Genomic DNA, 26,425 nt, shown 5'->3' with positions numbered 1-26,425 from the left:
CCTCGCCTGCCTGCTCAACGCTCCAGGATGCGTTCCACGTCGTCCGGGTCGGCCGCCGCACCGATCGCCTCGATCACCACCGGCACACCGACCCAGTCGCAGAGCCGTTGCACGTTCGGCTCCGCCAGGCGTCGCATCACCCTGTCGTAGATCGGCCCCGGCCGCTTCGGGTCTTTCGCCATGTCAACGAGATTGCCGACCGCAGCAGCTAGTTCACCGGGCAGGAGAGACACCTGTGGATAACCCGAACATCGTGTGAGCCGGGGAATGCACGCCGACGATCAAGAAACCCAGGAGGTTACGACATCCCCCGCCGGACCACCACAACCAGCTGCAACAACCCAGTGGCGCCGGCCCCCGTCATGACGATTCCCCCCGCCGTGGCCCAGGTTCCGGCCGACGCCGGGTAAACCCCCGCCGCCAGCACGAACATGGCCGCCACCAGCACCCGTGTCGGCCGCTCGGACACCGTCACGACACCGATCGACGTCATTCCCCGATGACGGGCCCACGATCGCGTGAACTCGTGCAGCAGACCCAAACAGGCACCGGCCACGCACCAGACCCAGAACCCGCCCGCAAGCCAGAGACAGGCTGCGAAACAGATGTCCGAGCACCGGTCACAGACCCGGTCCAGCCGCGCCCCGAAGGACGAGACCCGGGAACTGAGCACGGCGACGGCCCCGTCCAGCCCGTCGAGCAGCGCGGACAGGCCGATCAGCGCTGCGGCGAGCAGGGGCCAGCGGGATCCCGCCGCAGCGGGCACCAGGGCGCACACCCCCACGAGCAGACCGAAGAGCGTCACTACATGCGGCGATATCCGCAGCATCACGAGCGGTTTGGCCGTCAGATAGACAAAGCGCAGCCAGCCACCGACCAGACCGGTGGGCGCGGCGTTCCCGTGCAGGGCAGACCATTCCGCGAATCCGGGCACCCGGCCGGGCCGTTCCGGGTCAGGCCGTTCCGACATCAGGGCGATCCAGGGAGCAGAGGACGACACCTGGAGACCGAGGGCTCCGTGAGGGTGGGGCTGCGGAGACGGGAGGAAAGCCGACCGGTCACGAGCATCCTCGACCGCCAGCGATTTCCGCGAGGGGTCGACGCACGGTCGCATGTGGGCGGCAGGACGAGCCCCGCGAAGCCCTCCCCGGCCCACCCGCTCCCCCAGGCGACCCGGGAGATGCGGGCCGGTAGACGTCCACAAGCATCAAAACAGCACCAAAACCCCTAGACCCGGGTGGTGAGCCCCAGCGCCTCGGCGACCTCGAGCGTCGCCGTGGACCGGTTCATCGTGATGAAGTGCAACCCGGGAGCACCCCCGTCGAGCAGCTCCCGGGAGAGCTCGGTGGCGATCTCGACGCCCACCTGCCGCACCGCCGCCGGCTCGTCGGCAACGGCGTGCAGCCGCTCGACGACGACATCGGGAATGGCGACACCGGTGAGCTCGGCGATGCGCGTGACCTGCTTGACGTTGGTGACGGGCATGATCCCCGGGATGATCGGGATGGTGCAGCCCAGGGACGCGGCCCGGTCGACCAGTTCGAAGTAGGTCGACGGCGTGAAGAACATCTGGGTGATCGCGAACTGCGCGCCGGCCTCCGCCTTCATCGCGAGCACGCGCGCGTCGGCATCGAGATCGGCGCTGGCGGGGTGGATGTCGGGGAAGGCCGCGACGCCCACGCTGAAGTTGCCCAGCTCACGCACGAGCGAGACCAGCTCGACGGCGTACCGCGGACCCCCCGGGTGCTGCACCCACTCGGCGCGCGGCCCACCGGCCGGGTCGCCCCGCACCACGAGAACGTTCTTCACCCCCGCCGCCGCATAGTCGGCAACCACGCCACGCAGCTCCGCGAGACTGGCACCGACACATGTCAGGTGGGCCATGGGGGTCAGCGTGGTGTCTTGCGCGATGCGCTGGGTGACACGTGTGGTGCGGTCCCGACTCGACCCACCAGCCCCGTAGGTCACCGACACGAAGGTCGGGTTGAGCGGCTCGAGCCGACGGATCGACTGCCAGAGCGTCGCCTCCGCCTCGTCCGTCTTCGGCGGGAAGAACTCGAAGGAGATCGAGGGGCGCTGGGTCGCGATGAGTTCGTGCAGCTGCTCGTGCAGGGCGGGTCGGTCCTGGGGCATGCCGGTGAGTTTACGCGTGCGGTCGTCCGTCACCCCGGCCGCAGCGCGCATGATCAGGAACGGGACGACGCCGAAATGAGCCGAAGTTGATCACGAACAGGTCAGCAGGTGGTCACGTTCAGGGTGGATCGCGGATGAACCGGCGAAAAACGTCGTTCTCACCAGAGTCATAGGCCCCTACCCGGCGCGCAGCGGGCGGGCGGACCTGAGAAGGTGGGACCCCGGCCGCCCACACGCCGGGCCCCACGCGTCTCCCACCGCACGGGTGCAGGAGCAGCACGGAAGAAGGACCCGCCAGCATGACGTCGCTCGCACCCTCGGCCGGCAGCCATCCCCTGCAGGCGGAGCATCTGCGGGAGCGGGTGGACACGGCGCTGCAGGACTTCCTGGCCCGCCGTTCGCTCGAGCTCGCCGACGTGTCCCCGGAGTGCGTCGAGATCGCCGACACCGTCTCGGTGATGACCAGCGCGGGCAAGCGCCTGCGCCCGGCGTTCCTCTACTGGGGCTGGCGCGGTGCGGGCGGTGAGAACTGCGAGGCCGCGGTGAAGGCAGCCTCGGCCCTGGAGCTCTTCCAGGCCGCCGCTCTCATCCACGACGACCTGATCGACGCCTCCGACCTGCGCCGCGGGATGCCCGCGGTGCACAAGCGGTTCGAGAGCAAGCACCGTGAGCAGGGCTGGAACGGCGCCCCGGAGGCGTTCGGCCTGGCCGGAGCGGTGCTGGCCGGCGACCTGTGCCTGGTCTGGACCGAGGAGCTGTTCTCCGCCAGCGGCCTGTCGGCGGAACAACTGGCCCGGGCCCGGCCGATGTTCGACACGATGCGCACCGAACTACTGGGCGGCCAGTACCTCGACGTGCTCAGCCAGGTGCTGCCGGAGAAGGATCCGGCCGTGATGGCAGAGCGTGCCCTGAGAGTGATCCGGTTCAAGAGCGCCAAGTACTCGGTGGAGCACCCCCTGCTCATCGGTGCGAGCGCGGCGGGGGCCGACGACAAACTGCTGGCGGTCTACTCCGAGTTCGGCCTGGCGCTGGGCGAGGCGTTCCAGCTGCGCGACGACGTGCTGGGTGTGTTCGGTGACCCCGCCACCACCGGTAAGCCCGCCGGTGACGACCTGCGGGAGGGCAAGCGCACCGTGCTCGTCGCCCGTACCCTTCAGAACAGCACACCGGCCCAGGCCGCGACCGTGCACCGCCTGCTGGGCGATCCGGCCCTGGACGAGGCCGGCGTGGACACCCTGCGCCAGATCATCGTGGAGACCGGTGCGGTGACGCAGATCGAGCAGATGATTACCTCGGCCACCGCCCAGGCCGAATCCGCACTCGCAGGAGCCGATCTCGCTCCCGGACCGGCCCGCGACGTGCTGGCCGGCCTGGTCGTCGCGGCCACAGCAAGGAAGCAGTGACTAATGCCTCTCACCTCCATGAGCCGTAACCGCTTCAACACCGCTCCCCGGCGCAAGGGTCCCCGCACCGTCACCGGCCCCACCGACACCGTGGTGATCGTCGGTGCCGGTCTGGCCGGGCTCTCGGCCGCGATGCGCCTGGCCCGTACCGGCCGCCAGATCATCGTGCTGGAGCGCGACCTGGTGCCCGGCGGACGGGCCGCGGTGCGCGCGATCAGCGCCCCGAACGGCAACGGCGAGTACCGGTTCGACCCGGGCCCGACCGTGCTGACCATGCCCGATCTGATCGCCGACTGCTTCGACTCGCTCGGTGAGGACATGGCCGACTGGCTGAACCTCAAGCCGGTGGAACCGCTGTACCGCACCACGTTCGCCGACGGTTCCTCGATCGACGTGCACTCCGACGTGGACCGGATGGCCGACGAGATCGAGCGCGTCATCGGGCCGGACGAGGCGGCGGGCTTCCGGCGCTACGTGAAGTTCGTGTCGCGGCTGTACAAGTACGAGATGCGGGACTTCATCGACCGCAACATCGACTCCCCGCTCGACCTGCTCACGGTGAACCTGGCCAAGCTGACAGCGATCGGTGGCTTCCGGCGGATGGCGCCGAAGGTCGGCCAGTTCCTCAAAGACGACCGCACGCAGCGCATCTACTCGTTCCAGGCGCTGTACGCGGGGCTGTCGCCCTACGACGCGATGGCCCTGTACGCGGTGATCGCCTACATGGACTCGGTGGCGGGCGTGTACTTCCCGGCCGGGGGCATGGCGGCGGTGCCGGCGGCGATGGCCGCCGCGGCGAAGAAGCACGGCGTGGAGTTCCGGTACGGCACCGAGGTGACGAAGGTCGAGCACTCCGGCGGCCGGGCCACCGCCGTGATCACGTCCGACGGCGAGCGCATTCCCGCCGACGTGGTGGTGCTCAACCCCGACCTCCCCGTCGCCTACCGGGATCTGCTGGGCAAGACGCCGTTCCGGGTGAAGCGGCTGACCTACTCGCCGTCCTGCTACCTGATGCTGGCCGGGACCCGGCAGAACTGGCCGAACGCCGCCCACCACAACATTCACTTCGGTGGCCCCTGGAAGGGCACGTTCGAGGAGCTGACGTCGGGCCGCCTGATGAGCGACCCGTCGTTCCTGGTGACGAACCCGACGGCCTCGGACGCCCGGCTCGCGCCGGCGAACCGGGACATCTACTACGTGCTGTTCCCGACGCCGAACCTGGACTCGCCGATCGACTGGAAGCGCCTCAAGCCGGTGTACCGCGAGCACGTGCTCGCCCAGCTGGAGTCGCACGGGTACGAGGGTTTCGGCGACTCGATCGAGGTGGAAGACGTCACCACGCCGCTGGAGTGGGAGGAACGCGGCATGGAGCGCGGCGCCCCGTTCGCCGCGGCGCACTCGTTCTTCCAGACCGGCCCGTTCCGCCCGGGAAACCTGTGGGGCGAGAACGTGGTGTTCACCGGCTCGGGCACGCAGCCGGGGGTCGGGGTGCCGATGGTGCTGGTGTCGGGGCGGCTGGCGGCCGAGCGGATCACCGGGCCCGATCCGGTGTACGCATCGCGGGCATGGCGCTGAGGGGCTTTCAGAGCGAATTGAGGACGCGTATGCCCACCGGTGGTGGGTGTGCGGCGGTTCGGTCAGTCATGGGTACGGAGGACGCCCCTCCCCCGTTCTCACTACTCTCTGTTTCTGTCTGACCACACCGATAGTCTCTCCGGCGTATGCCAGCCTGTCAGTCTTCACACCCTCTCGGGAGCACGCCGATGAGCATCATCGACAAGCTCGATCAGCTGACGCCGCGAGCGATCGCGGAGATCCGGAAACTCACGCCCCGGGCGATCGCTGAGGCCCGGCTGGAGGCACAGGCCGAACGCCGGGCCGCTGCGGCCGCGGCTGCTCAGGCCGCCCATGAAGAGGCCGCGCGACTGGCTCGCCAAGTCGAGGTCGCCGAGACGGTGAACCGGCCGTTCCTCAAAGCCGCTTCCCGGTGGGCAGAACCGGAATCCCTGGCGGCGCGGCCGAAGTCCGTACGCGGTCCGCTGACCGAGATCACCAGGGCCGCGCAGGCCCTGAGACAAGGAAGCGATTCGGTCGCGATCACTTCGGGCGAACGCAGTTGGGTCGAGGCGCTTCCGTCCCTGGTGGAGAAGCTGCTGAAGCTGGCCGAGACGGCTCGGGGCAAAGACCCGCACCTCAGCCTGGAGATCACCGAGGTACTGCTGGCTGCCCGGCCCGCGTCACGGGCATCGTGGCGGCAGCGGGCCCTCGCCGGTGAGCATGCCGGTGATCTGCCGACAGCCATGCATGCCCATCAGTCGTACCTGAATCTCACCTCCGGCGACCGTCTGGGAGTGAAGGACAAGCTGAAGGCTCTGGAAGAACGCGACGACCGGCGCCTGCGCCTGGTCACCGTGCTGGATGCCGCGCTCCGGGCGGGCACGAATCTACGGGAACAGATGCAGATGTTACTGAGGCTGCTGAACCGGCCCACCCCACGCAAGGAACTGGACGCGGCGGTGGCCACCCTGCTGGATCAGGTGCTGGCTCTTCCCGTCGCCGAGCTGGCCCGGCCCACCCTGCAAGACGTGTTGCACCACGTGAGCCGCTGGCAGCGGTACGCAACCCTGTACCCAGCCCCGCTGGCCGAGAACGATGCCCGCAACCTGAGTGTGCTGCGGCTCAACGACCTGCGCCAGCGACTGGCCGGGAAACGGGTGTGCCTGGTGACGGACGACGCTCAGCGGCTGAGAGGTTCCGGCCAGGGTGAGCGGGTGGACGACTACGACGTGGTGGTGCGGTTCGGCCCCACGCGCAACAGCCCGGCGGACGGCGGTGCGCGCACCGATGTCCAGGTGATCCGCCACGACGCGAAAATGGGCTGGAACACTCAGACCCGGTTGCGACTGATCCTCTCCGACGATCCCGACGTCACCGATGACCTGGACGAGGCCGAGGGTCCCGGCGACTGGTTGACAGCTGTGCGCTCGCAGCTCGTCCCGGGCCGTCAGTCGGCGATCGCCGAGAAGGCCCTGCGCCGGCCGCTGCGCAACCCGGTGCAGGACGACACGGAACCCATGGCCGGCACGGCGGAACAACCCCTGCAGACCGACACCTACCAGGTGCTCCGGCTACTCGACCTGCTGGCGGTGTGCGAGGTGGTCGACCTGATCGGCTTCCGCCCGGAACAGGACTTCACCCATGCCGAGATGGCCTGGCTCACGCCTCGGCTGGAACAGTTCGACGACCACGCGATCGGAGTGCGATGACCGCCCGGCCCGGCGACGTCACGAAGGACGACACGATCTCGGTGCAGAAAGATCCCGACCTGACCGTGGCACCGGACAACCCGACCGCATCGGTGCCCATCGGCGTCCCCCATTGGAATGCCCGTCTGGCCGAACTGCGCAAGGAGGGCAGCTTCCAGGAGGCCGCCCGGCTGGCACGTGAAGAATTACCGGAGAGGCCTTCCGCAGCAGATCATCTCGAAGCCGGTCGGAGCCTGGCCGCGGTCTCCGACTACGACACGGCGAACGCCCATCTTCTCCTGGCGAGCCTGGACGCGCGTCAGGCCCCGGATGCCCTGGCCAAGCTCGCCGAGGTCGCCTGGGTGCGTCATGATCATGTTCGGGGGCGAGAGTTCGCCCTGGAGGGTCTGGAACTTGACCCGGGCCTGCGAGGTTGCCGGATTCAGTTGCGGCGCAACGAGAACTCTGAGGCGACGGCGAACGCGCTGGGCGACACCACCGGCATGGTCGCGCACGCCGCCTTCCACGCCGACCCGCACGGCAACGCGGGTGACCTGGCCCTGGTCGACTCGGTGCGGCGCGGTTTCGATCTGGAGTACGAACCGAAACCCCGTAAGGGGCTTGCGAAGAGCGCTCTGAAGAAGCCGGTCTCGTTCCCCCGCTGGTGGGATGTGCACGTGCACCAGCTGTTCGACGAGCAGCGCCTCGCCCAGGTCAACGCCGGTGACGGTCTCGTGCTCGGTGGCGGTGGGCTGTTCCTGCCCGATACCGCGCCGAACGGGAATTCCGGCTGGCAGTGGAACATCACCGACGAGATGCTGCGCCGGATCACGGTGCCGCTGGTGGTCTGGGCGGTGGGCTACAACACGTTCGAGGGCCAGGAGTTCGACGGCAGCCGGTTCGGCACCTCGCTGCGCACGCTGGTGGAGAGGGCCGGGTTCGTCGGTCTGCGCAACGCCGGGTCGGTGGAGCGCGTACGAGCTCTCCTGCCGGACGCGCTGGCCGAGAAGGTGCGCTGGCAGCCCTGCCCGACCACGGTCATCTCGAAGCTCGGCGGCCCGGCCTGGGAGGCGGAGCCGGCCGACGACGGCGAGACCGGGCCGGTACTGCTGAACTGTGCCTACGACCGGTCGAACCGGCGCTTCGGCGACGGGTACGGGCAGTTCCTGGCCGGGATGCGCGACTGGATCCTGAGTACCCGGAACCGGGCCGAGGTGCGGTACGCGGCGCACTGCGTGGACGACGAGATCTTCGTCAACGACCTGCGCCGCGAGCACGGCCTGACGCTGCCAGTGATCCCGATGTACGACATGACCGTCGAGGAGATCCACACCACCTACCGCCGCGCCGCTCTGGTGGCGGGGATGCGCGGGCACGCCGGGATGGTGCCGTTCGGCTGCGGTACCCCGATCATCAGCCTGGTCTCACACCCGAAGCTGACCTACTTCCTGGCCGACATCGGCCGCGAGGAGTGGGGCGTGCCGGTGAACGAGCCCGAACTGGGCCGGCGGCTCGAGGAACTCACCGATCATCTGCTCGACAACCGGGCGAGCGTGGTGGCCGACATCGGGCAGCTGCAACAGCGGTTGTTCGAGGTCACGCTGGAGAACCTGGCCGCTGTGCCCGAGCCGTTACGGGTCATACCCACCCGTTGATCACCACCGATGGTGGCTGACCAGGGCGTTCAAGGTTACTCTCCCGAAAGGGCTTGTATCAGGAGTGACGACGGGGAGCTTTTTGTGAGGCAGGAGGCGACATGCCGCGGGTGAGTGACAAGGCCCTGGACGCGGCCCGGATCGGCGATCTGAAGCTGCGGGCCGCTTATGAGCACTGCCGCCGGGTCAACGCCGAGCACGGCAAGACGTACTACCTGGCGACGATGCTGCTGCCGCCGGAGAAGCGCCCGTACGTCTGGGCGCAGTACGCGTTCGCCCGGTCCGCCGACGAGTTCGTCGACTCGCTGGTCGCGCCGAACCCGGCCGCCCTGGAGACGTGGGGCAACGAGTTCCTCGAGGCACTGTCGGGCGGTGCGGTGCCGGAAGACCCGGCGACCGTGGCCATGCTGCACACGGTGCGGCGCTGGCAGGTACCCCGGGTGCACATCGAGGCGTTCCTGGAGTCCATGCAGATGGACGCCACGATCACCGGCTACCAGACGTACGCCGACCTGGAGCAGTACATGTACGGGTCGGCGGCGGTGATCGGCCTGCAGATGCTGCCGATCCTCGAGCCGCAGACCCCGGAGGCCTCGGCGCGGGCCCGGGCCCTGGGCGAGGCCTTCCAGATGTCGAACTTCATCCGCGACGTGGGTGAAGACCTGCAGCGCGGTCGGGTGTACCTGCCGCAGGAAGATCTCGACAGTTTCGGCGTGACCCGCGAGGCCCTGCAGGGCGGCGAGGTCACCCCGATGATCCGTGAGCTGCTGAAGTTCGAGATCGAGCGCACCCGCCGGCTGTACGCGTTCGCCGAGCCGGGCATCGAGATGCTGCACCCGACCTCGCAGGACTGCGTGCGTACCGCGTTCATCCTGTACGGCGAGATCCTCGACGCCGTGGAGAAGATCGACTACCAGGTGCTCAGCCGGAGGGCCTCGGTGCCGCTGACGCGCCGGCTCGCCGTGGCACTGCCGGCGGCCCGCCGGGCATCCCGGGCCCGGAAGGCGAACCGGCAGGTCGTACTGCCGTCGTCCTCCTCCTCGAAAGACTCCAAGGAGGAGGACCCGGCGGGAGCTTCCCGCTGATCAGAACGCGAGGGCCTGCGCCCGGCGCCGCACCTCGGTCTTGCGGTGGCCGGTGCGCAGGGCATCGACCGGCGTACCGGGGTAGTCGTCCTCGGTGAACAACCAGCGCAGCGCTTCTTCGTCGGAGAAACCCGAGTCGTTGAGCACGACCAGCGTGCCCTGCAGATCGGGCAGCGGCGCTCCGTCTTTCAGCAGTTCCGCCGGCACGCTCATGATCTTGCGCTCGCCCCGGCGCAGGCCGATGAGCACGCGTTCCTGCAGCATGCGGCGAACCTTGCCGACATCGGTACCGATCAGCTCGGCCACGTCGGGCAGGTTGAGCCAGACCCGCTCGCCGTCGGGGCCCTGGCTGAGGACGTCTTCGTTTTCGTGGGGTGTGTCTGACACGCGACTTAGGGTGCCACGTCCCACCGGCAAAACCAGAAACCACCCGGCCCTCGGTGTCGACGGCACGAAGGGACCAGACTCCGAACGGATCGGAATCGGCCCCCTCCCGGCGTACCGGTCAGGCCGGTTCGACCGTCTGATCAGGAACAGGTCCACAGAACCGGGACATGCCTGCCCCCTTCGGCAGCCGGGTCAGAGATGGCGGTGCCGACGACCACGCCGTCGTCCTTGATGATGAGAGGCAGGACGATGATGCCCGGCCGGTAGGTCGGCAAGGCACTGAACGAGCCGGCCCTCCACACCCCTCCCTCGCCGTCCAGGAAGCCGGAAACCGCACCGTCCTTGTTCACCGACGTGGCATCGAAGTCCGACGGCAGTGTGGTGAAGGTGTCGTTGTGCCACAAGATCCGGGACGACTCCTCCGTCCCGTCCTCCCGGGGCACACTGACGCTTCCCAGTGCGTACTCACCGGCGACCTGACCGACCGAGCTACCGGTAGTCTCCTCGCGCCTCGGAAGCGGCGAGAAGCCATTCGTCGCAGTCCCCTTCAACGCCGTCGTGGTGCGGTTCGGGTGGCTGGCCTCGTGATTGCTGGTGACCGCGACCATGGTGCCGTCATCGTCCACGTCCATCAGCTCCAGTGAGCCGGACCCCGCGCCCAGGTCTCGATACTCCCCGGGGGAATCGACCGACCAGACAATGCCGTGTGACCACATCTCCTCCTCGGAGAACACCGCGTTGCCGATGATCTGGCCGGCATCGGTGATGCCCCGAACCACAACGCCTACCGCCCCTGCCGGCGTGGCCAGGTCGATGGCTGCCCTCTCGGACCAGAGAACCGGTCCTCTCCCCAGGATCCCTCCGGCGGCCATCCCATCGGCATTGACGACAGAGATGTAACCGCCCGAACCACCACTAGTTTCGAGAACCGTCGCGGATCCGCCACGCCAGAGCACGGGGTACATGTTCCCGTCCGGATCCTGGGCCATGCCCGCGATGTAGTCTCCATCGGCCGCACTGACGTCAAAGGTGCTGAGACCGGCCGGAAGATCGAAGCTGGTGACGCCCCACGTGCACGACGGCGCGGCATGAGCGGAAGCTACCGGGGCGGCGACCAGGACCACCGTAGCGACAGCAACAGCCAGCCCAGCCGAAAAGGGCTTGAAACGCATGATGATCCCTACTTTTCCATAGATGCAGAACGCGCTTGCAGGGCGAGATCACCGTAGGCATTTAAAGGTTAAAAGGGGACAAACGCCCAAGAGTGACCCCGGCCACGTTAGACCGGCCCACCTCCGGTACCGCAGCCAACGACGATGAGAGCGCCCCCCTGGCCCCGTTCCGCCGGGCACGATCTTCATGCGCAGCCTGCGCCGGCGGCGGCGCCAGTGGCGGTCGATGGTTAATCCAAAGCCGTTGTCCTGTCGTACGAACCGGAAGAACTGATCGACGGGCCCATCGCCATGAACCGCTTCTCGCTGCACGAGACCGGCACGTTCCGCATGGGTGGATCAGGAGCCGAGGGATGGCCGGTGGACATCGAGTACGGCCGGTCCTCCTTCATCGAGCAACTGCCGACCCTCCCGACCGCCCCGCAGGAAAGCCGGGAGCGATGCTCCCCTTGATCCGATGGACCCGAGAAAAGGTCCAGGCCCCGGATGACGGCACAAGACATGCCCATGTCACAGGTCGTCGCTATTCCACTACGCTCTGTTGCACAATGACCTTGGAGTGACCGTACTGACCGAGGGACACGAACCTGACCGAGAGGATGCCAAGGCTCATGAACGATCCGACCGCAGCTCTTCTCGGGGATCCCACAGCTCCGCGCCGACGGCGCGGGGTCGGCCCGAAACCCTTGTCCGACAGTGTGCCCGACACCTTCGCGGAGACCGACACCCCTGGAGTGGTCGTCGCCGCGGCACACCTACAGGTCTCCCAACCGCCATCGGTACCGCCGGTACCTCCGGCTCGGCACCGGGTGCACCGGCCCGGCCCCGGCGTGCAGATGCTGCTGCAGCGCACCCGGCTCACAGTGCTCGTCGGTCTGGCCCCGGCCGCCACCGTGGTGCTTCCTCCCCCGGCGCCGCTGGTCCTGCTCAGCCGACCCGGCACCACCCCCGACTCGATCCCGCGACTGGCCACGACGTCCACGCTCGACGCACCGCCGCATCCGGCGGCCACCCTGCGCACGGTCAGCCTGCGCATCCTGGTCGACGCCCTGGTGAGCGCCGATCCCGATGACGCGGGCCGGGCCCGGCGGCGGGCCGGGGCGACCGGCCAGCTCCCCGCGGACTCATCGGGTCTGCCGTCCCTCGCCTACCGGGTGAAGCCCGGTGACGATCTGGAGAGCGTGGCGCGGGTCGCGGGGTGTTCGGGACCGGCGGTCCTGGCGGCCAACGACATGCGCCCCGGCGCGGCGCTGAAGACCGGGCAGCTGATCCGGCTGCCGGCCCTTGCGACCGGACCGGGCACCCAGGAGATCCCGGTCGGCGCTGATCCTCAGCGAAGACGGCCGTCCGCCGACACGACCCGGCAGATGGCCGCCCGGCGGCGCCGTACCCGGCGCGGTGAGGTGATCCCGTCAGGTGATCTTCCCCACCGTTCCTATCCGGCCGCTGTGACGAAGGCGGCCTCGACCAACCGTGAGGCGCTGAAGCAGGCGGACGTGCCCGACCGGGCCACGGTGAAGGGCATGGTGCGGGCCGCGGCCGTGCACTTCGGGGTGGATCCCGCCCTGGCCCTCGCGGTGGCCTCGATGGAGTCGGGATTCGACCAGCGGCTGGTCTCCCCCGCCAACGCGATCGGGGCCATGCAGCTGCTGCCGTCGACCGGCGCCTGGGCCGGTGAGCTGCTGGGACGTCCTCTGGACCTGCTCGACACCCGAGACAACATCACCGCCGGGATGGTGCTGCTGCTGGCCCTGGGACGCCACGCGGACGAGCAGACCACGCTGGCCGGCTACTACCAGGGGCTGGCCTCGGTGCGGCGTCACGGCACTTTTCCTGACACCCGCCGTTACGTGGCCACCGTCCGCACTCTCAAACTGCGTTTTCGCTGATCACGGCCGATGAACCTCGTGCTCACAGATAACGATGCGACCACCGGGACACCCGGGATGTGGCAGAGCCGAACCCGGACGGCCTTAGACTGCCGAACGTGGACATGACACTCCAGGATCCACTGGTCGGCCGGCTGGTCGACGGGCGGTACCTGGTCCGGTCACGGATCGCGCGCGGTGGCATGGCTACGGTCTACCTCGCGGTGGACCGGAGGCTGGACCGGGAGGTCGCCCTCAAGGTCATGCACGAAAACCTGGCTGACGACCCCGAGTTCGTCTCCCGGTTCGTGCGTGAGGCCCGATCGGCCGCCAGGCTCTCCCACCCGAACGTCGTCGGCGTGTTCGACCAGGGCACCGACGAGACCTCCGGCGTGCTCTATCTCGCGATGGAGTACCTGCCCGGGCGCACGCTGCGCGACGTGCTGTCGGCACGTGGCGCGCTCACGCCCCGCGAGAGCGTCTCCGTGCTCGAACCGGTACTCGCCGCGCTCGGCGCCGCCCACCGGGCGGGCATCGTGCACCGCGACGTGAAGCCGGAGAACGTCATCCTCACGGACGACGGGCGCATCAAGGTCGCCGACTTCGGCCTGGCCGCCGCCGTCACCGCGCCGATCGCCACCGCGGCGACCGACGAGCTGCTCGGCACCGTCGCGTACCTGTCCCCCGAGCTGGTGGCCCATGGTCACGCCGACGCCCGGGCCGACGTCTACGCCGCCGGCATCATCCTGTTCGAGCTACTCACCGGCCGTCAGCCGTTCACCGGCGAAGATCCGTTGCAGGTGGCCTACCGCCACGTCTACGAGCGGGTGCCCACCCCCACCTCGATCGCGCCCAACCTGACGGACGCCTTCGACCCGCTGGTGCTGAAGCTCACCGACACCAATCCGGACGTGCGGCCGCCCACGGCCGACGCCGCGCTCACCGAGCTACGCATGGCCCGGGCCTCGGTGCCCGCCGAGCTGCTCGACGTGCGCGCCGCCGACGCCGACGAGCTGCGCGGCCCGACGACCGACCTCGATGACGTGACGCAGGAGTTCGGCTCCGCAATGTCGGGGATGTCGGGAATGTCCGGGGCGGCTGCCGCCAACCAGACCGCCATCTACTCGCGCTCGGAACACCCGGAGTTCGGCTCGTCCGGTCCCACGCGCGTGATCTCCCCGAACAGCAGTGAGCTGTCGGTGCGGCCCGGTGCCGACGACCAGGCCACCGCGCTCTACCAGCCGGTGCCCGGTGCGGCGCCGGCGCCTGCCCAGGGCCCGCAGCCGACCCGCGCCCTGTCGCGGCGTCAGGAGCGGGGCATGACGCGGGAGCCGATGCTGCCGCGGCTGCGCGTGCACGAGGACGAGGAGGCACCTCCCGGTGACTTCGGCGGCGACCGCCGCCGCACGGCGATCACCGCCGCCGTCGGTGTGCTGGTCGTCCTGGCCCTGGTGCTCACCGGGGTCTGGTGGTTCTCCGGCGGCCCGGGCTCCTACGTCCGGGTACCGGCCGTGGCCGGTCTGCTCCAGGCCGATGCTCAGCGGGTCGTGGCCGTGCAGGGCCTCACCCCCGAGGTGAGTGAGCAGTTCAGCAGCGACGTCACCAACGGCATGGTGATCTCCTCGACCCCGGCCGGTGGCGACAACATCAAGAAGAACGGCACGGTCACCCTGATCGTCAGCAAGGGCCCGGAGATGACGACCGTGCCCAACGTGAAGGGCAAGACCCTCGACGAGGCCAAGGAGGCCCTCGAGGCCGCCGGCCTGAAGGTCGGCACGACCACGGAGAAGTTCAACGCCAAGGTCGACAAGGGCAAGGTCATCGCCAGCGCACCCACCGCCGACAACAAGGTCACCCCGGGCCGCGAGGTCAAGCTCGTCATCAGCAAAGGCATCGAGCCGGTGACGCTCGACAACGTGGTGAACCAGAACTTCGACCAGGCCAAGGCACTGCTGGAGAGCAAGGGCCTCGTGGTCGAGCAGGTCGAGCAGGACTACGTGCAGGGCGGCCCGAACCCCGGCACCGTGACCCAGCAGGAACCGGCGGCCACCGGCCAGCAGGTGGCCAAGGGCAGCACGGTGAAGCTCTACACGGTCAAGCAGCCCGCCCAGGTCGAGGTTCCGAACGTGGTGGGCCAGGACATCAACCAGGCCCAGGCCACGCTCCAGGGCCTCGGGTTCCAGGTGAAGCACGAGGGCTTCGGTTTCTCCAACACCGTGCGGGAGCAGAGTGTGACAGGACCGGCCAACGTGGGCTCCGAAGTCATTCTGAAGACCTGGTAATGACGGCGTCGGACGTGGTCCTCCGCGCCGTGGGCGTGGAGGACCTGCCCCTGCTGGGGCAGTGGCGCGCCGATCCGGAGCACGAGAGCGAGTTCGGCGACTTCCTGCCGATGGCCCGGCGCCAGAACACCTATCAGGACCGCTGGTACGCCGACGGGATGCTCACTGAGGACGAGGGTGTCCTGCTGATCTGTCACGACGGCATGCCGGTCGGCTCGATCAGCTGGCACCCGGTGGGCTACGGCCCCAACCGGGGCAGCCAGGCCCTGAACATCGGCATCGCCATCGCCCCCGGTTCCCGGGGGAAGGGCATCGGCTCGATCGCCCAGCGTCTGGCCTACGAGTGGCTGTTCCGGTACATGCCGGTGCACCGGGTCGAGGCCAGTACCGACGTGGAGAACATTGCCGAGCAGAGAGCTCTGGAGAAGGCCGGCTTCACCCGCGAGGGCATCCTGCGCGGCGCCCAGTTCCGGCGCGGCGAGTGGCACGACATGGTGTCTTACAGCCGGTTGCGCAGCGACCTCTGACAACGGCGCCGGCTCCCTCGGGAACCGGCGCCGTTCGTCCTCAAAGACAACTCAGACGTTGAGCGCCTGCTTCGCGATGGCCGGAAGTGCCTCGGCGGCCCGGCCCGCACCGCTCTCGTCGATGTCGAGATGGGTGACCAGGCGCACCACCCGGGCACCGACAGCGCTGACCCGGAGGCCCTCCGCGGCGCAACCGGCGATGAACGCCTGCGCGGCAGCTGCCGACGGCCACTGGGAGGCGACGATGTTGCTGCGCACCAGCTCCGGTTCGATGATCGAGTCGTCGACCCCGGCCAGGGCCTCCGCGATCGTCCGCGCGCGGGCGTGGTCGTCGGCGAGGCGGGCCACGTGGTGCTTCAGCGCGTACCGGCCGGCCGCGGCGAGCACACCGACCTGCCGCATGCCGCCGCCCATCCGCTTACGCCAGATGCGGGCTTCGGCGATGCGCTCGGCACTGGCCACCAGCACCGAGCCGACCGGCGCGCCCAGGCCCTTCGACAGGCAGACCGACACCGTGTCGGCGAACGAGCCGTATTCCGACAGGGGGACGCCGGTGGCCACGTGGGCGTTCCACAGGCGGGCCCCGTCGAGGTGCACGTCGAGACCGAGAGCGGCCGCACCGGCCCGCAGCCGGCGCAGCTCGTCCACGGACTGCACGGTTCCGCCACCGAAGTTGTGCGTGTCTTCAATGGCGATCGCGGCGGTGGAGACGAAATACGGACCGGCGTCGGGCACCGCCATACCGAGCGCCTGGTCCGCGTCGAGCTGCCCCCGCAAGGACTGCCAGGTGCGCGTGGTGACCTGACCGAACACGGCGTGGCCGCCGAGTTCGGCCCGCACGATGTGGGCCAGCGAGTCGCAGATGATCTCCTGCCCGGCGGGTACGAGGGCGCGCACGCCGAGCATGTTCGACATCGAGCCGGTCGGGCAGAACAGCCCGGCCTCGTGGCCGAGCAGCTGCGCCACCTCGGCCTCGAGGGCGTTGACCTCCGGGTCTTCCCCGTAGACGTCGTCGCCCACCTCGGCGGTGGCGATGGCCTCGAGCATGCCGGGGGTCGGCCTGGTCAGCGTGTCGCTGCGCAGGTCGACGACGGGGTGCGTCATTCTCAGCGGCCCGTCAGCATCTCGGCCACCAGGAACGCCATCTCCAGCGACTGCTGGTGGTTCAGGCGCGGGTCGCACAGCGTCTCGTAGCGCATGGCCAGGTCGGCGTCGTCGATGTGCTCGGCGCCGCCCATGCACTCGGTGACGTCGTCACCGGTGAGCTCGACGTGCAGGCCACCGGGGATGGTGCCGACGGCGTTGTGTACCTCGAAGAAGCCGCGCACCTCGTCCATCACGTCGTCGAAGCGGCGCGTCTTGTAGCCCGACGCCGACTCGAAGGTGTTGCCGTGCATCGGGTCACAGATCCAGAGAGCCGGCAGGCCCTCCTTCTTCGTGGTCTCGGCCAGGGCCGGCAGGTTGCTGCGGATCTTGCCCGCGCCCATCCGGCTGACCAGGGTCAGGCGGCCCGGCTCGCGGTCGGGGTCGAGTTTGTCGACCAGGCGCATCAGGTCGTCGGGCGTGGTGGCCGGGCCGATCTTCACGCCGATCGGGTTGCGCACGCGTGACATCAGGTCGACGTGGGCGCCGTCGAGCTGACGGGTGCGCTCGCCGATCCAGACGAAGTGCGCGGACACGTTGTAGGGCGAGCCCGTGCGCGAGTCGATGCGGGTCAGGGCGCGCTCGTAGTCGAGCAGCAGACCCTCGTGGCTGGACCAGAAGTCAACGGTGCGCAGGGCGTCGGAATCTCCGCCGGCCGCGATCATGAACTTCATCGCGCGGTCGATGTCGCGGGCCATCGCCTCGTAGCGGGCGTTCGCCGGGCTGCTGACGAAGCCGCGGTTCCACTCGTGCACCTGGCGCAGATCGGCGAAGCCGCCCTTGGTGAAGGCGCGGATCAGGTTCAGCGTGGAACTGCTGGTGTGGTACGCCTTCAGCAGCCGCTTGGGGTCGGGCGTGCGCGACGCCTCGTCGAAGCTGAAGCCGTTGATGGCGTCGCCGCGGTAGGCGGGAAGGGTCACGCCCTGCCGCGTCTCCATCGTGCTGCTGCGCGGCTTGGAGTACTGCCCCGCCATCCGGCCGAGCTTGATCACCGGCATGCTGGCGCCGTAGGTCAGGACGACGGCCATCTGCAGCATCGTCTTGATCTTGTTGCGGATGCGGTCGGCTGTGGCCTCGGCGAAGGTCTCGGCGCAGTCACCGCCCTGGAGCAGAAATGCCTCGCCCCGCGCGGCGGCGGCCAGCTGGCCTCGCAGCAGGTCACACTCCCCCGCGAACACCAGCGGCGGCACGGTGGCCAGCTCGGTGGCCACGGCCTCGAGTTCGGCCGGGTCGGGCCAGGCGGGCTGCTGTGCGGCGGGGAGGTCACGCCACAGGTCGAGCCCGGCCTCAAGAGCAGCGGCAGCCGTGTCCGGAGTGCTCGTGGGGTAGAGATCGGCACTGGTGATGGGATGCAGTGGGGCGCTCACGACGACAAGACTACGGGGCTGGCGCAAGCTCTTTCAGCATTATCACTTTTCGCGCCGGGAACGGCGTCCGGCCGGAGATCCTCCGGCCGGAACGACGCCGGGCCCGCACCCTGACGGTTGCGGGCCCGGTGTGTGACGGTGGCCGCTCAGGCCGCGTCGTCGTCCTTCTTCGCCTTCTTGGCCTTGCGGCCCTTCTTCGCCTCGTCCTCGGAGGTCTCCTCGGCCGGGGCGCCGTGCCCGCCCGGGGTCACCGCCAGCTCGGCGTGACCGGACGGCAGGCCCACGTCGGCACCGCTGCGCCTGGCCGCGGCCAGGCGCTCTTTCATCGTGGCCGCGTAGATGTCCACGTACTCCTGGTTGGACAGGACCATCAGCTGGTACATGATCTCGTCGGTCACCGAGCGCAGGACGAAGCGGTCGGTGCTCATGCCCTCGTAGCGGGAGAAGTCCAGCGGCTCGCCGATCACCACACCGACCGTGCCCTTGGGCAGCAGCTGCGGGATGAGCTTGCCGGGGGGCTGCACCTCGAAGGTGGAGATCATCGCGACCGGGACGACCGGGATCCCCGACTCCAGGGCCATCCGGGCCACACCGGTACGGCCGCGGTACAGCCGGCCGTCGGGCGAACGGGTGCCCTCCGGGTAGATGCCCAGCAGCTCACCCTTGTCGAGCACCTTCATCCCCGTGCGCAGCGCGGCCTCGGAGGCCCGGCCCCCGGCGCGCTCGATCGGGATCTGGCCCACACCACGGAAGAACATGGCCGTCAGCCGTCCCTTGACGCCCCGGCCGTTGAAGTACTCGGCCTTGGCCAGGAAGGTGATCTTCCGGTTCACGTGCAGGGGCAGGAAGAAATGGTCCGAGAAGGACAGGTGATTGCTGGCCAGGATGACCGGGCCCTTCTTCGGGATGTTCTCCAGGCCTTTGACCCACGGCTTGTACAGCACCCGGATGAGAGGGCCGAGAAGAACGCGCCGCAGCAGCCAGTAGAGCATCGCCACCTCCTTGACCGCGTGCCAGTGCGCGTGTGCGCACCGGGCCACCGCGACCCGGCCGGCCGGGGACGCCTCACCCGACCGACGCACACTATCCATTGTCACGCCCCGGACCGCCAAGATGAGTGGTCGTCAAATCCGCTGGGCGAGGATCGGGCGGCTCGCCGGACTTGACGTGAACGCGTACCTCGCCCACTTGTTCGCCGATCGCCGAACCACTCGATAAGTGCCCGGGTCCGTGTAACGATGGCGATCTGGCCCAATGATCGACGAGGGAGCCGCCGTGACCGTCCGTCCGGGAGCCGAGCCCTTCGCCCGGGACGGCGACGACGTCGGGGTGCTGCTCTGCCATGGCTTCACCGGCAATCCCTCCAGCCTCCTGAGCTGGGCCGAAGGGCTGGCCGAGGCCGGTCGCACGGTGCGCCTGCCCCGTCTGCCGGGCCACGGCACCAGCCCGCGCGACCTCGCCCTCACCGGCTGGTCGGACTGGTCCGCGGAGGTCGACGCGGCCTTCCACGACCTGCGCCGGTCCTGCCGGGTGGTGGTCGTGGGCGGTCTGTCGATGGGCGGCGCCCTGGCCCTGCGACTGGCCCAGACCTATGGCCCGGCGATGAATCCCGGGCCGCTCCCGGGTGTGGACGGAGTGATTCTCGTCAACCCTGCGGTGCATCTGGACGACCGGCGGCTGGCGGCCCTGCCGGCGCTGCGGTGGGTACTGCCGTGGCTACCACCGGTCGGCAACGACGTGAAACGGCCCGGCGCGCAGGAAGACGCCTACGACCGGATTCCACCCCACGCCTTACACTCGATGCTGCGCGGCTTCCGCTCGGTGGCCGCGGACCTGCCCGCGGTGAGCCAGCCCGTGCTGCTCTTCCGATCAAGCGAGGACCACGTCGTGCCGGCCAGCAGCAGTGCTCTCATCCTCGACCGGGTGACCTCGGCCCGCGCCGACGAAGTGATCCTGCGAGACAGTTATCACGTGGCGACGATCGACAACGACGCCGACGAGATCCTCCGGCGCAGCCTGACCTTCATCGACGAACTCGCCGTCGGCGCCCAGCCCACGACACGGACCACGGAAGGCGTGCGATGAGCACCGCCGGAGACCCGCCGGACCACGACGGCGACACCGAGCACACCCCCTCGAAGGACGAGCCGGCCGACGCCGGGCGCACCCCCTCGAAGAGCGACGGTGAGGGCCTCGACGTCGACGCCCGCTTCGCCGAGATCGTGGCGGGCTGGGGCGAGGAGCCGCCCAAGGCCTGGCCGACGGCCGAGGAGGCCGCCGAGACCCGGCGGCACTACGAGGACGAGACCGACGTGCCGACGCCTCCCGGCCGGGCGCCCGGGCCGGAATGGGGCAACGACTGGGACTTCCCGGTCAAGGATCCGCTGATCGGTCAGCGCGAGGTGCGCGACCTCGGCCCGCTGGACGAGTTCGACCCCGACGAGATGCCCGAGGAACTGCGCGGCGCCGGGCCCCGGGACTTCTCCCCCACGGCCGAGCCCGAGCACCGCTTCGAGCCGCCCGAGCCCCCTCCGCTGCCCAAGGGTGACCTGCTGAGCCGTCTGGCCTGGGCCGCGGTGATCGGCGGGCCGCTGTTCCTGCTCATCTCCGTGCTCGCCTGGCACAGCGCAGCACCGCAGCTGTACGTGCTGATCGCGCTGGCCTGTTTCGCCGGTGGTTTTGTCACGCTCGTCGCCCGCATGCCCAAGCATCGCGACGACGACGGTGACGACGGAGCCGTGGTCTAAGAGGCTCGGGAGGGCAGGACCCGCAGTTCGGCGACCACCGGCAGGTGGTCGCTGGCCCGCCGGGCATCGGCCGGGTCCGGGCTCCAGGCACCGTATTCGAGTACGTCGATGCCCCGTCCGGTGAGGATCGCGTCGATCCGCCGGCGCGGTGACGCCGTGGAGTAGGTGACGGGCGCATCCGGCGCCGGGTCGGCGACGAGCGGTTCCAGCGCCTCCCAGGACGCCCCGCCGGGCGGTTCGTTCAGGTCTCCGGCCAGGACCGCCGGCAGACCGAAGTCCCGCAGCTGCCGGGACAGCGAGCGCACGTGGGCCAGCCGCTGCCCGCCGTCGAGCGGCAGGTGCACCGAGGCGATGCGCAGCGGGTCGCCGCCGACGATCGGCTGCACGGTGGCCAGGACGGCACCTCGCCGGTTGTCGCGCCAGTGACCGAGAGGAAACGTGAAGGCCCCGACGTCGCGGGCTCTCACCCGGTCGGAGACGAAGATCGCGTTGCTGCCGGCGGCTCGTCCCCCGGCCAGGTGGTAGAGACCGCAGGCTCCGGCCAGGCGCTGGAACTGCCGGTCGGAGCCCGGGAAGCGCGGTCCTTCCTGGACGCACAGCACGTCGGGCGCGGCGGCCTTCACCACCCGGTGCACCGCCAGGGGATCGCCTTGGAGGTGCTGGAGGTTCCAGCTCATCACGCGGATGCGTGGTCCCGGTTCCTGGCTCATTGCCGTCACTCCCCGGCCAGTGCGGCTGCCTGACGCCGAGCCAGGTCGGCGGCGCCGACCAGTCCTGCCTCGGGACCCAGATCGGCCTTCACGATGGATGCGAACGGCCGGAACCCGCGCCCGGTCAGGGTGCGGCGGAAGGAGGCCCGGGCCGGGGCGAGCAGCAGGTCGTCGGCGTCGGAGACCCCGCCGCCGATGACGAACAGGCCCGGATCGAGGGCCGCGGCCAGGTTGGCCAGGCCGATGCCGAGCCAGTTCCCGACCTCGTGGAACAGCTCGACCGCGGCCGGGTCACCGTCCATCGCGGCCTCGGTGATGAGCGGCCCGACCAGGGCCGCGTGGTCGCCCTTCACCCGCTGCACGAGGGGCACGGTGACCGGGGAACCGGCCGCCGCCATCTCTCGGGCCTCGCGACCGAGCACGTTGCCCGAGGCGTACTGCTCCAGGCAGCCGCGGTTGCCGCACTCGCAGCGGCGGCCGTCGGGCACGACCACCATGTGCCCGAACTCGCCGGCCATGCCGTAGCGGCCGCGCTGGATCACGCCGTCGAAGACCATGCCGCCACCGATGCCGGTGCCGAGCGTGACCATGACCAGCCGGGACTCCGTGCGCCCGGCGCCGAAGCGCCATTCCGCCCAGGCCGCCGCATTGGCATCGTTCTCGACGACCACCGGCAGGCCGACAGCCGCCGCCACGCCGTCGCGCAGCGGCTCGTTGCGCCAGGCCAGGTGCGGGGCGAACAGCACCCGGGCGCGATCGGCGTCGACGAAACCGGCCGCGCCGATGCCGACGCCGGTGATCGTGCGGCCCTGACGCAGCTCGTCCACCACGTCGGCGATGGTCGCCTCGACCACCCGGGCGTCCGCGTGCCGGGACGGTGTCGCCCGGCGGGCCCGGGCGATGACCGCACCACTGGCGTCCACGACTCCGGCGGCGACCTTCGTCCCCCCGATGTCGACGCCGATGGCGAGGCCCCCCGCAGTGGTTGTCACCGTGACCGGGCCAGATCGGCGGCGCCGATGATGCCGGCTTCGTTGCCCATCTGGGCCGGGCGGATCTGCAGGTGAGGGCGGTTGGCGCCGCCGGACAGGTGCAGGGCGTAGGCCTTGCGGGCGGGCTCCAGCAGCAGGTCGCCGACCTCGGCCACGCCGCCGCCGATCACCACGACCGCCGGGTCGAGCACGTTGGCCAGGGCCGCGATACCCTCGCCGAGCCAGCGGCCCAGCTCGCTGAACAGGCCGATCGCGGCCGGGTCACCGGCCAGGGCGACCTCGGTGATCATGCTGCCGACCAGCCCGTCGATCTTTCCGCCGGCGGCCTCGATCAGCGGTGCGGCGGCCTTCGGGTCGCGGATGGCCAGCTCGAACGCCGAGCGGGCCAGGGCCCGGCCGGAGGCGTACTGCTCCCAGCAGCCGGTCTGGCCGCAACCGCAGGCGCGCCCGTTCGGCACGACCCGCAGGTGGCCGATCTCGGCCGCGATGCCGTAGGCGCCGCGGATCAGATGGCCGTCGAGCACGATGCCACCGCCCACCCCGGTGCCGACGGTGACGGTCGCGACGTCGGTGGAGCCGCGGCCCGCCCCGAAGCGGTACTCGGCCCAAGCCGCAGCGTTGGCGTCGTTCTCGACGATCACCGGCAGCCCGACCCGCTTGCCCACGGACTCGGCCAGCGGGTGCTCGCGCCAGGCGATGTTCGGCGCGAAGCGCACGACGGTGCGGTGCTCGTTCACGAAGCCGGCCGCGGCGACACCCACGGCGGCGACCTGGCGACCTGCCTCGGTCTGCTTCAGCTGCTCGACGGCCTCGGCGATGCTGGTGTCGATCGCGTCGACGCCCTCCGGGGTCGGTACACGCAGCCGCTCGAGAATCCGCCCGTCGGCGTCCACGACACCGGCGGCGATCTTCGTTCCGCCGACGTCCACCCCGATGGTCAGTTCCACGATCGGATACCCCTTGTTCAGTGCGGGTCCCGGTCTCCCCGGGACGGTCAGTGCTGTCAGTGCTATCAGTGCCGTCGGTGCCGGCGGTGCCGGCACTCAGTCCGAGACGTCGATCCGAACGGTAGTGGGCGGCTCCGGTCGGTGGGTGGGCGCGGTCCCCCGAACACCCTCCTGCCGATCGTCCGTCGGTCCAGTTTCTCCCGGAACGCCGGTAGAACGCTCGTCCGGGGCGGCCTCGCGCAGGGCCTGCGCGAGTGCGGCCGTCAGCGTCGAGACCCGGTCGAGCAGGCCGGGACCGTGCTCACGGACCAGGGTCGCGCCCCGGCAGACCGGGCAGCTGTCGTCGGAGGCCAGTGCATCCTGGAGGGCGGTGAGGGCCTGACCGGCGTCCTGCGCCCATCCGGCGGGCAGCCCGGCGGTGAGAGGGCCGGGATCGAGGTGGCGATGACTCACGGTCCGATCCATCCCTTCACGTCCATTTACGTCCATTTACATCCATCGGGACGGGAACTGCGCGGGATCGGGCACGAACGCGACCGCCAGCGTCCCCTCGCGCAAGGTGGCGTTCTCGACCCGGCAGCGGCGCAGTACTCCCGGAAGTGGCAGCACCTGCCGGTAGCCGTCGGCGGTGACGACCAGGTCGTCGCCCCGGCGCCCCAGGTCGAGCGTCTCCCGGCGGGCCAGCGGCATCGCCAGAGACAGGCTGAAGCCGGTGTCGGTCCGTTCCACCCGGGGCGGCAGCGGACCGGGCCGGACCGGGCCCGGCTGGTTCCCGTAGAGTTCCAGCCCCAGATCGGCGAGCTGCTCCAGCCCTTGTGGCTCGGCGGGCGCGTAGGTCATCCGCAGCACCGGAACCGGCTCGAACGACGAGACGATGTCGGCCAGCACGGCCTCCTGCGAGCGCCGCCAGGTGTTCTGCCAGCCCATCGGCTGGTCCATCAACAGGTCCATGGAGGACGCGGGTGGGCCCGTCGGGAAGATCCGGTTCACCACCACGGCGTCGACCGGGAACCCGGACATCGTCAGGGCGGTGAACAGGCGCCGGGTCTGGGTCAGGGCACTCGCCTCGGGGGTCATCACCAGCCGTACCGAGGTACTCCCGTCCGTGAGCATCGAGCGCAGGCCGGCCAGTTCCCCGGCGAACCGGTCGACGGCGTCCACCAGTGGGTCGCCCGCCATGCCCCGGGCGCTGAGCCGGTCGAGTCGCCGTTCCATCGGCAGCAGCCGGGCCAGCAGGCGGCCGAGCCGGCCGGGCGTCGCGAGCAGGCGGAAGGCCGCGGCGGAGGGCGCACAGTCGACGACGACCAGGTCCCAGGGCCCGTCCCGGGTCTCCTCACGCACGGCCAGCAGGGCGAGCAGGTCGTCCAGGCCGGGCAGGTCGGCGAGGTCCTCGGCGGCGAGCGGGTCGACGCCCAGATCGTCCAGGGCGTCGAGGGCCGGGCGCCGGGCGGATTCCCAGAACCGCTGCGCCAACCGGTGCGGATCCATCTGTGACGCGAACAGCCCGGCGCCCACCTCGGACGGCTGCGGGCCGAGGGACAGACCCAGCTGGTCGGCCAGCGCGGGCGCCGGATCTGCGGACATCACCAGGGTTTTCACACCCCGGGAGGCCGCGTGGGCCGCGGTCGCGGCGGCCGTCGTGGTCTTCCCCACCCCACCTCTACCGGTGAACACCACGAGACGCACCGGTCAGGACTCCACGTGCTTCTTGAGCTCCTGGAGGGCCGTGTCGATGATCGTCTTCTCGGCCTTGCGGCGCAGCATGCCCAGCATCGGGATCCGCAGGTCGATGGCCAGGCAGTAGGTGACCTGGGTGCCGGCCGGGGTCGGCGTGAGCCGGTAGCTGCCGTCCATGGCCTTCATCACGCCGGACTGGTCGAGCTTCCAGGACAGTTCGCCGGTGCCGTCGTCCTTGACGTCCCAGGTGTAGTCGAGGGAGTAGGTGTCACGCACCGCGCCCGCGTCGAGGATGAACCGCACCTTGGCGGCCCGGCCGTCGGGCAGCCGGTCGAGCACCTCGACCTCCTTCACCGCGCCGGTCCATTCGGGATAGCGCTCGAAGTCGGCGATGACGCCGAGGACGTCCCCCGGCTGTGAGTCGATGACGACGCTCGACTCGGTCTGGTCGGCCATGTGGGCCCTTCTCTGGCTCTGACTGCTGATCGGGAGGGGTGGTTCTGAACGTTACCGCCCAACTCACACCAGCACCGCCGCGCACGGTCGCACCTGTGTCAGAGCTGTTTCAGACCAGCAACCCCAGCAATGTCAGCCCGGCCACCAGGAGCACGAGCAGCAGGAGACCGCCGCCGAACGCGATCGCGTATTTACCTCCCGGCAACTGACCGAGCGCCAGGTGGGCCTTCATCACGGCCACGGCCGGCCGGTTCGCCGACTCGTCCCGGGCCAGCCCGGCCACCAGTTCCCCGGGTTCCTCACCGGGTCCGGGATCGCGTACGTGCCGTCCTTTGCGCCGGTCCGAGGGCCACACCACCTCACCGGCCGCAGGTCCGGATCCGGCCACGTTCCCGGCCACGTTCCCGGCCACCCCGTCAGCCGCGCCCTCGGGACCGCTCTCCACATCGTCCTCACGCACCGCGCCCACCGGCTCGACGGGTACGGCCGTGGGGGTCAGGCACAGCGAGCACCACTCGACCCCCGGCGTGAGCCGGGCACCGCACTCGCGGCAGCGCAGCGGGCCGCCGGTCGTCTGCGGCGGAGGTGGGGAGGCGGTCACGGCGACTACCTCGGCGACCGGCGCCGGT

26 protein-coding genes are annotated in these 26,425 nt (G+C 70.0%); 11 read left to right on the top strand and 15 right to left on the bottom strand.

What is annotated here, in order from left to right:
- Positions 1-14 precede the first annotated feature (14 nt).
- From QSK05_RS30595 to metF, 3 genes are all read right to left on the bottom strand, one after another.
- Positions 15-182: a hypothetical protein gene (locus tag QSK05_RS30595; RefSeq protein ID WP_285600858.1), complete on the bottom strand. Its 168-nt coding sequence runs from the start codon at positions 180-182 to the stop codon at positions 15-17.
- Positions 183-298: 116 nt separating this feature from the next.
- Positions 299-970 (bottom strand): CDP-alcohol phosphatidyltransferase family protein, encoded by a 672-nt coding sequence (locus QSK05_RS30590; RefSeq protein ID WP_285600857.1) that lies wholly within the window; start codon positions 968-970, stop codon positions 299-301.
- A gap of 257 nt (positions 971-1,227) precedes the next feature.
- Positions 1,228-2,133: a methylenetetrahydrofolate reductase [NAD(P)H] gene (gene metF, locus QSK05_RS30585; RefSeq protein WP_285600856.1), complete on the bottom strand. Its 906-nt coding sequence runs from the start codon at positions 2,131-2,133 to the stop codon at positions 1,228-1,230.
- A gap of 299 nt (positions 2,134-2,432) precedes the next feature.
- Between metF and QSK05_RS30580 the strand changes: the two genes are divergently transcribed.
- The 5 genes from QSK05_RS30580 to QSK05_RS30560 all read left to right on the top strand — a co-directional run bounded on the left by QSK05_RS30580 (position 2,433) and on the right by QSK05_RS30560 (position 9,521).
- Positions 2,433-3,536, top strand: a complete 1,104-nt coding sequence (locus QSK05_RS30580) for a polyprenyl synthetase family protein (protein WP_285600855.1) — start codon at positions 2,433-2,435, stop codon at positions 3,534-3,536.
- Positions 3,537-3,554: 18 nt separating this feature from the next.
- Positions 3,555-5,111, top strand: a complete 1,557-nt coding sequence (crtI, locus tag QSK05_RS30575; protein WP_352303207.1) for a phytoene desaturase family protein — start codon at positions 3,555-3,557, stop codon at positions 5,109-5,111.
- Between the two features lie 188 nt (positions 5,112-5,299).
- Entirely contained in the window at positions 5,300-6,802 is a 1,503-nt protein-coding gene (locus QSK05_RS30570; RefSeq protein ID WP_285600853.1) for a glycosyltransferase family 29 protein, read from the top strand.
- On the top strand, positions 6,799-8,436 hold the full coding sequence (locus QSK05_RS30565) for a polysaccharide pyruvyl transferase family protein (protein ID WP_285600852.1): 1,638 nt from the start codon (positions 6,799-6,801) through the stop codon (positions 8,434-8,436). The genes QSK05_RS30570 and QSK05_RS30565 overlap by 4 nt, the downstream gene beginning before the upstream one ends.
- A 101-nt stretch (positions 8,437-8,537) precedes the next feature.
- Positions 8,538-9,521 carry a phytoene/squalene synthase family protein gene (locus QSK05_RS30560; protein WP_285600851.1) on the top strand — a complete coding sequence of 328 codons (984 nt, stop codon included), beginning with the start codon at positions 8,538-8,540 and terminating at the stop codon, positions 9,519-9,521.
- Here QSK05_RS30560 and QSK05_RS30555 read toward each other — a convergent pair whose 3' ends face one another.
- Together QSK05_RS30555 and QSK05_RS30550 are read right to left on the bottom strand one after the other, a co-directional pair.
- Positions 9,522-9,908, bottom strand: coding sequence for an Rv2175c family DNA-binding protein (locus QSK05_RS30555; RefSeq protein ID WP_285600850.1), 387 nt, complete (start codon positions 9,906-9,908; stop codon positions 9,522-9,524).
- A 140-nt stretch (positions 9,909-10,048) separates the two neighbouring features.
- Positions 10,049-11,080 carry a hypothetical protein gene (locus QSK05_RS30550; RefSeq protein ID WP_285600849.1) on the bottom strand — a complete coding sequence of 344 codons (1,032 nt, stop codon included), beginning with the start codon at positions 11,078-11,080 and terminating at the stop codon, positions 10,049-10,051.
- 291 nt (positions 11,081-11,371) lie between these two features.
- Here QSK05_RS30550 and QSK05_RS30545 point away from each other — a divergent pair, with 291 nt between their 5' ends.
- From QSK05_RS30545 to QSK05_RS30530, 4 genes are all read left to right on the top strand, one after another.
- Positions 11,372-11,533: a hypothetical protein gene (locus tag QSK05_RS30545; protein WP_285600848.1), complete on the top strand. Its 162-nt coding sequence runs from the start codon at positions 11,372-11,374 to the stop codon at positions 11,531-11,533.
- Between the two features lie 158 nt (positions 11,534-11,691).
- Positions 11,692-12,969 carry a LysM peptidoglycan-binding domain-containing protein gene (locus tag QSK05_RS30540; protein ID WP_285600847.1) on the top strand — a complete coding sequence of 426 codons (1,278 nt, stop codon included), beginning with the start codon at positions 11,692-11,694 and terminating at the stop codon, positions 12,967-12,969.
- Between the two features lie 98 nt (positions 12,970-13,067).
- Complete coding sequence (locus QSK05_RS30535; protein WP_352303160.1) at positions 13,068-15,230, top strand: Stk1 family PASTA domain-containing Ser/Thr kinase; 2,163 nt, start codon at positions 13,068-13,070, stop codon at positions 15,228-15,230.
- Positions 15,230-15,757 carry a GNAT family N-acetyltransferase gene (locus QSK05_RS30530; protein WP_285600846.1) on the top strand — a complete coding sequence of 176 codons (528 nt, stop codon included), beginning with the start codon at positions 15,230-15,232 and terminating at the stop codon, positions 15,755-15,757. The genes QSK05_RS30535 and QSK05_RS30530 overlap by 1 nt, the downstream gene beginning before the upstream one ends.
- Before the next feature lie 51 nt (positions 15,758-15,808).
- Here QSK05_RS30530 and QSK05_RS30525 read toward each other — a convergent pair whose 3' ends face one another.
- The 3 genes from QSK05_RS30525 to QSK05_RS30515 form a co-directional block, all read right to left on the bottom strand.
- The gene (locus QSK05_RS30525; protein ID WP_285600845.1) at positions 15,809-16,861 is read right to left on the bottom strand and encodes a threonine aldolase family protein; all 1,053 of its coding nucleotides are present in this window, start codon (positions 16,859-16,861) and stop codon (positions 15,809-15,811) included.
- Between the two features lie 2 nt (positions 16,862-16,863).
- Positions 16,864-18,246: a class II 3-deoxy-7-phosphoheptulonate synthase gene (locus tag QSK05_RS30520; RefSeq protein ID WP_502879840.1), complete on the bottom strand. Its 1,383-nt coding sequence runs from the start codon at positions 18,244-18,246 to the stop codon at positions 16,864-16,866.
- A 167-nt stretch (positions 18,247-18,413) separates the two neighbouring features.
- Positions 18,414-19,358, bottom strand: a complete 945-nt coding sequence (locus QSK05_RS30515) for a lysophospholipid acyltransferase family protein (protein WP_285600870.1) — start codon at positions 19,356-19,358, stop codon at positions 18,414-18,416.
- A 184-nt stretch (positions 19,359-19,542) separates the two neighbouring features.
- Between QSK05_RS30515 and QSK05_RS30510 the strand changes: the two genes are divergently transcribed.
- Both QSK05_RS30510 and QSK05_RS30505 read left to right on the top strand, forming a co-directional pair.
- Positions 19,543-20,352 carry an alpha/beta hydrolase gene (locus tag QSK05_RS30510; RefSeq protein WP_285600843.1) on the top strand — a complete coding sequence of 270 codons (810 nt, stop codon included), beginning with the start codon at positions 19,543-19,545 and terminating at the stop codon, positions 20,350-20,352.
- The gene (locus QSK05_RS30505) at positions 20,349-21,014 is read left to right on the top strand and encodes a hypothetical protein (RefSeq protein WP_285600842.1); all 666 of its coding nucleotides are present in this window, start codon (positions 20,349-20,351) and stop codon (positions 21,012-21,014) included. Before QSK05_RS30510 ends, QSK05_RS30505 begins: the two co-directional genes overlap by 4 nt.
- Here the strand turns inward: QSK05_RS30505 and QSK05_RS30500 are convergent.
- The 7 genes from QSK05_RS30500 to QSK05_RS30470 all read right to left on the bottom strand — a co-directional run bounded on the left by QSK05_RS30500 (position 21,011) and on the right by QSK05_RS30470 (position 26,397).
- The gene (locus QSK05_RS30500) at positions 21,011-21,724 is read right to left on the bottom strand and encodes an endonuclease/exonuclease/phosphatase family protein (protein ID WP_285600841.1); all 714 of its coding nucleotides are present in this window, start codon (positions 21,722-21,724) and stop codon (positions 21,011-21,013) included. The two genes, QSK05_RS30505 and QSK05_RS30500, sit on opposite strands and share 4 nt — an antisense overlap.
- Positions 21,725-21,729: 5 nt before the next feature.
- Complete coding sequence (locus QSK05_RS30495) at positions 21,730-22,716, bottom strand: ROK family glucokinase (protein ID WP_352303155.1); 987 nt, start codon at positions 22,714-22,716, stop codon at positions 21,730-21,732.
- Positions 22,713-23,663 (bottom strand): ROK family glucokinase, encoded by a 951-nt coding sequence (locus tag QSK05_RS30490; protein WP_285600840.1) that lies wholly within the window; start codon positions 23,661-23,663, stop codon positions 22,713-22,715. Before QSK05_RS30490 ends, QSK05_RS30495 begins: the two co-directional genes overlap by 4 nt.
- 96 nt (positions 23,664-23,759) lie before the next feature.
- Positions 23,760-24,116, bottom strand: coding sequence for a hypothetical protein (locus QSK05_RS30485; protein WP_285600839.1), 357 nt, complete (start codon positions 24,114-24,116; stop codon positions 23,760-23,762).
- A 36-nt stretch (positions 24,117-24,152) separates the two neighbouring features.
- Positions 24,153-25,349 (bottom strand): ArsA family ATPase, encoded by a 1,197-nt coding sequence (locus tag QSK05_RS30480; protein WP_285600838.1) that lies wholly within the window; start codon positions 25,347-25,349, stop codon positions 24,153-24,155.
- A gap of 3 nt (positions 25,350-25,352) precedes the next feature.
- Positions 25,353-25,796 carry an SRPBCC family protein gene (locus QSK05_RS30475; protein ID WP_285600837.1) on the bottom strand — a complete coding sequence of 148 codons (444 nt, stop codon included), beginning with the start codon at positions 25,794-25,796 and terminating at the stop codon, positions 25,353-25,355.
- 109 nt (positions 25,797-25,905) lie between these two features.
- A complete protein-coding gene (locus tag QSK05_RS30470) occupies positions 25,906-26,397 on the bottom strand; it encodes a hypothetical protein (protein WP_285600836.1) in 492 nt (163 codons plus the stop codon).
- Positions 26,398-26,425 lie beyond the last annotated feature (28 nt).

Origin of the sequence: Kineosporia sp. NBRC 101731, assembly GCF_030269305.1 — a bacterium.
Lineage (GTDB): Bacteria > Actinomycetota > Actinomycetes > Actinomycetales > Kineosporiaceae > Kineosporia.
The sequence above is the reverse complement of the archived record's forward strand: the minus strand, read 5'-3'. Positions and strand labels throughout refer to the sequence as shown.

Bases quoted from the DNA above. Each gene is read 5' to 3' on its own strand.
- QSK05_RS30595 (WP_285600858.1), bottom strand. From the start codon at position 182: ATGGCGAAAGACCCGAAGCGGCCGGGGCCGATCTACGACAGGGTGATG.
- QSK05_RS30590 (WP_285600857.1), bottom strand. From the start codon at position 970: ATGTCGGAACGGCCTGACCCGGAACGGCCCGGCCGGGTGCCCGGATTC.
- metF (WP_285600856.1), bottom strand. From the start codon at position 2,133: ATGCCCCAGGACCGACCCGCCCTGCACGAGCAGCTGCACGAACTCATC.
- QSK05_RS30580 (WP_285600855.1), top strand. From the start codon at position 2,433: ATGACGTCGCTCGCACCCTCGGCCGGCAGCCATCCCCTGCAGGCGGAG.
- crtI (WP_352303207.1), top strand. From the start codon at position 3,555: ATGAGCCGTAACCGCTTCAACACCGCTCCCCGGCGCAAGGGTCCCCGC.
- QSK05_RS30570 (WP_285600853.1), top strand. From the start codon at position 5,300: ATGAGCATCATCGACAAGCTCGATCAGCTGACGCCGCGAGCGATCGCG.
- QSK05_RS30565 (WP_285600852.1), top strand. From the start codon at position 6,799: ATGACCGCCCGGCCCGGCGACGTCACGAAGGACGACACGATCTCGGTG.
- QSK05_RS30560 (WP_285600851.1), top strand. From the start codon at position 8,538: ATGCCGCGGGTGAGTGACAAGGCCCTGGACGCGGCCCGGATCGGCGAT.
- QSK05_RS30550 (WP_285600849.1), bottom strand. From the start codon at position 11,080: ATGCGTTTCAAGCCCTTTTCGGCTGGGCTGGCTGTTGCTGTCGCTACG.
- QSK05_RS30545 (WP_285600848.1), top strand. From the start codon at position 11,372: ATGAACCGCTTCTCGCTGCACGAGACCGGCACGTTCCGCATGGGTGGA.
- QSK05_RS30540 (WP_285600847.1), top strand. From the start codon at position 11,692: ATGAACGATCCGACCGCAGCTCTTCTCGGGGATCCCACAGCTCCGCGC.
- QSK05_RS30530 (WP_285600846.1), top strand. From the start codon at position 15,230: ATGACGGCGTCGGACGTGGTCCTCCGCGCCGTGGGCGTGGAGGACCTG.
- QSK05_RS30525 (WP_285600845.1), bottom strand. From the start codon at position 16,861: ATGACGCACCCCGTCGTCGACCTGCGCAGCGACACGCTGACCAGGCCG.
- QSK05_RS30515 (WP_285600870.1), bottom strand. From the start codon at position 19,358: ATGGATAGTGTGCGTCGGTCGGGTGAGGCGTCCCCGGCCGGCCGGGTC.
- QSK05_RS30505 (WP_285600842.1), top strand. From the start codon at position 20,349: ATGAGCACCGCCGGAGACCCGCCGGACCACGACGGCGACACCGAGCAC.
- QSK05_RS30500 (WP_285600841.1), bottom strand. From the start codon at position 21,724: ATGAGCCAGGAACCGGGACCACGCATCCGCGTGATGAGCTGGAACCTC.
- QSK05_RS30475 (WP_285600837.1), bottom strand. From the start codon at position 25,796: ATGGCCGACCAGACCGAGTCGAGCGTCGTCATCGACTCACAGCCGGGG.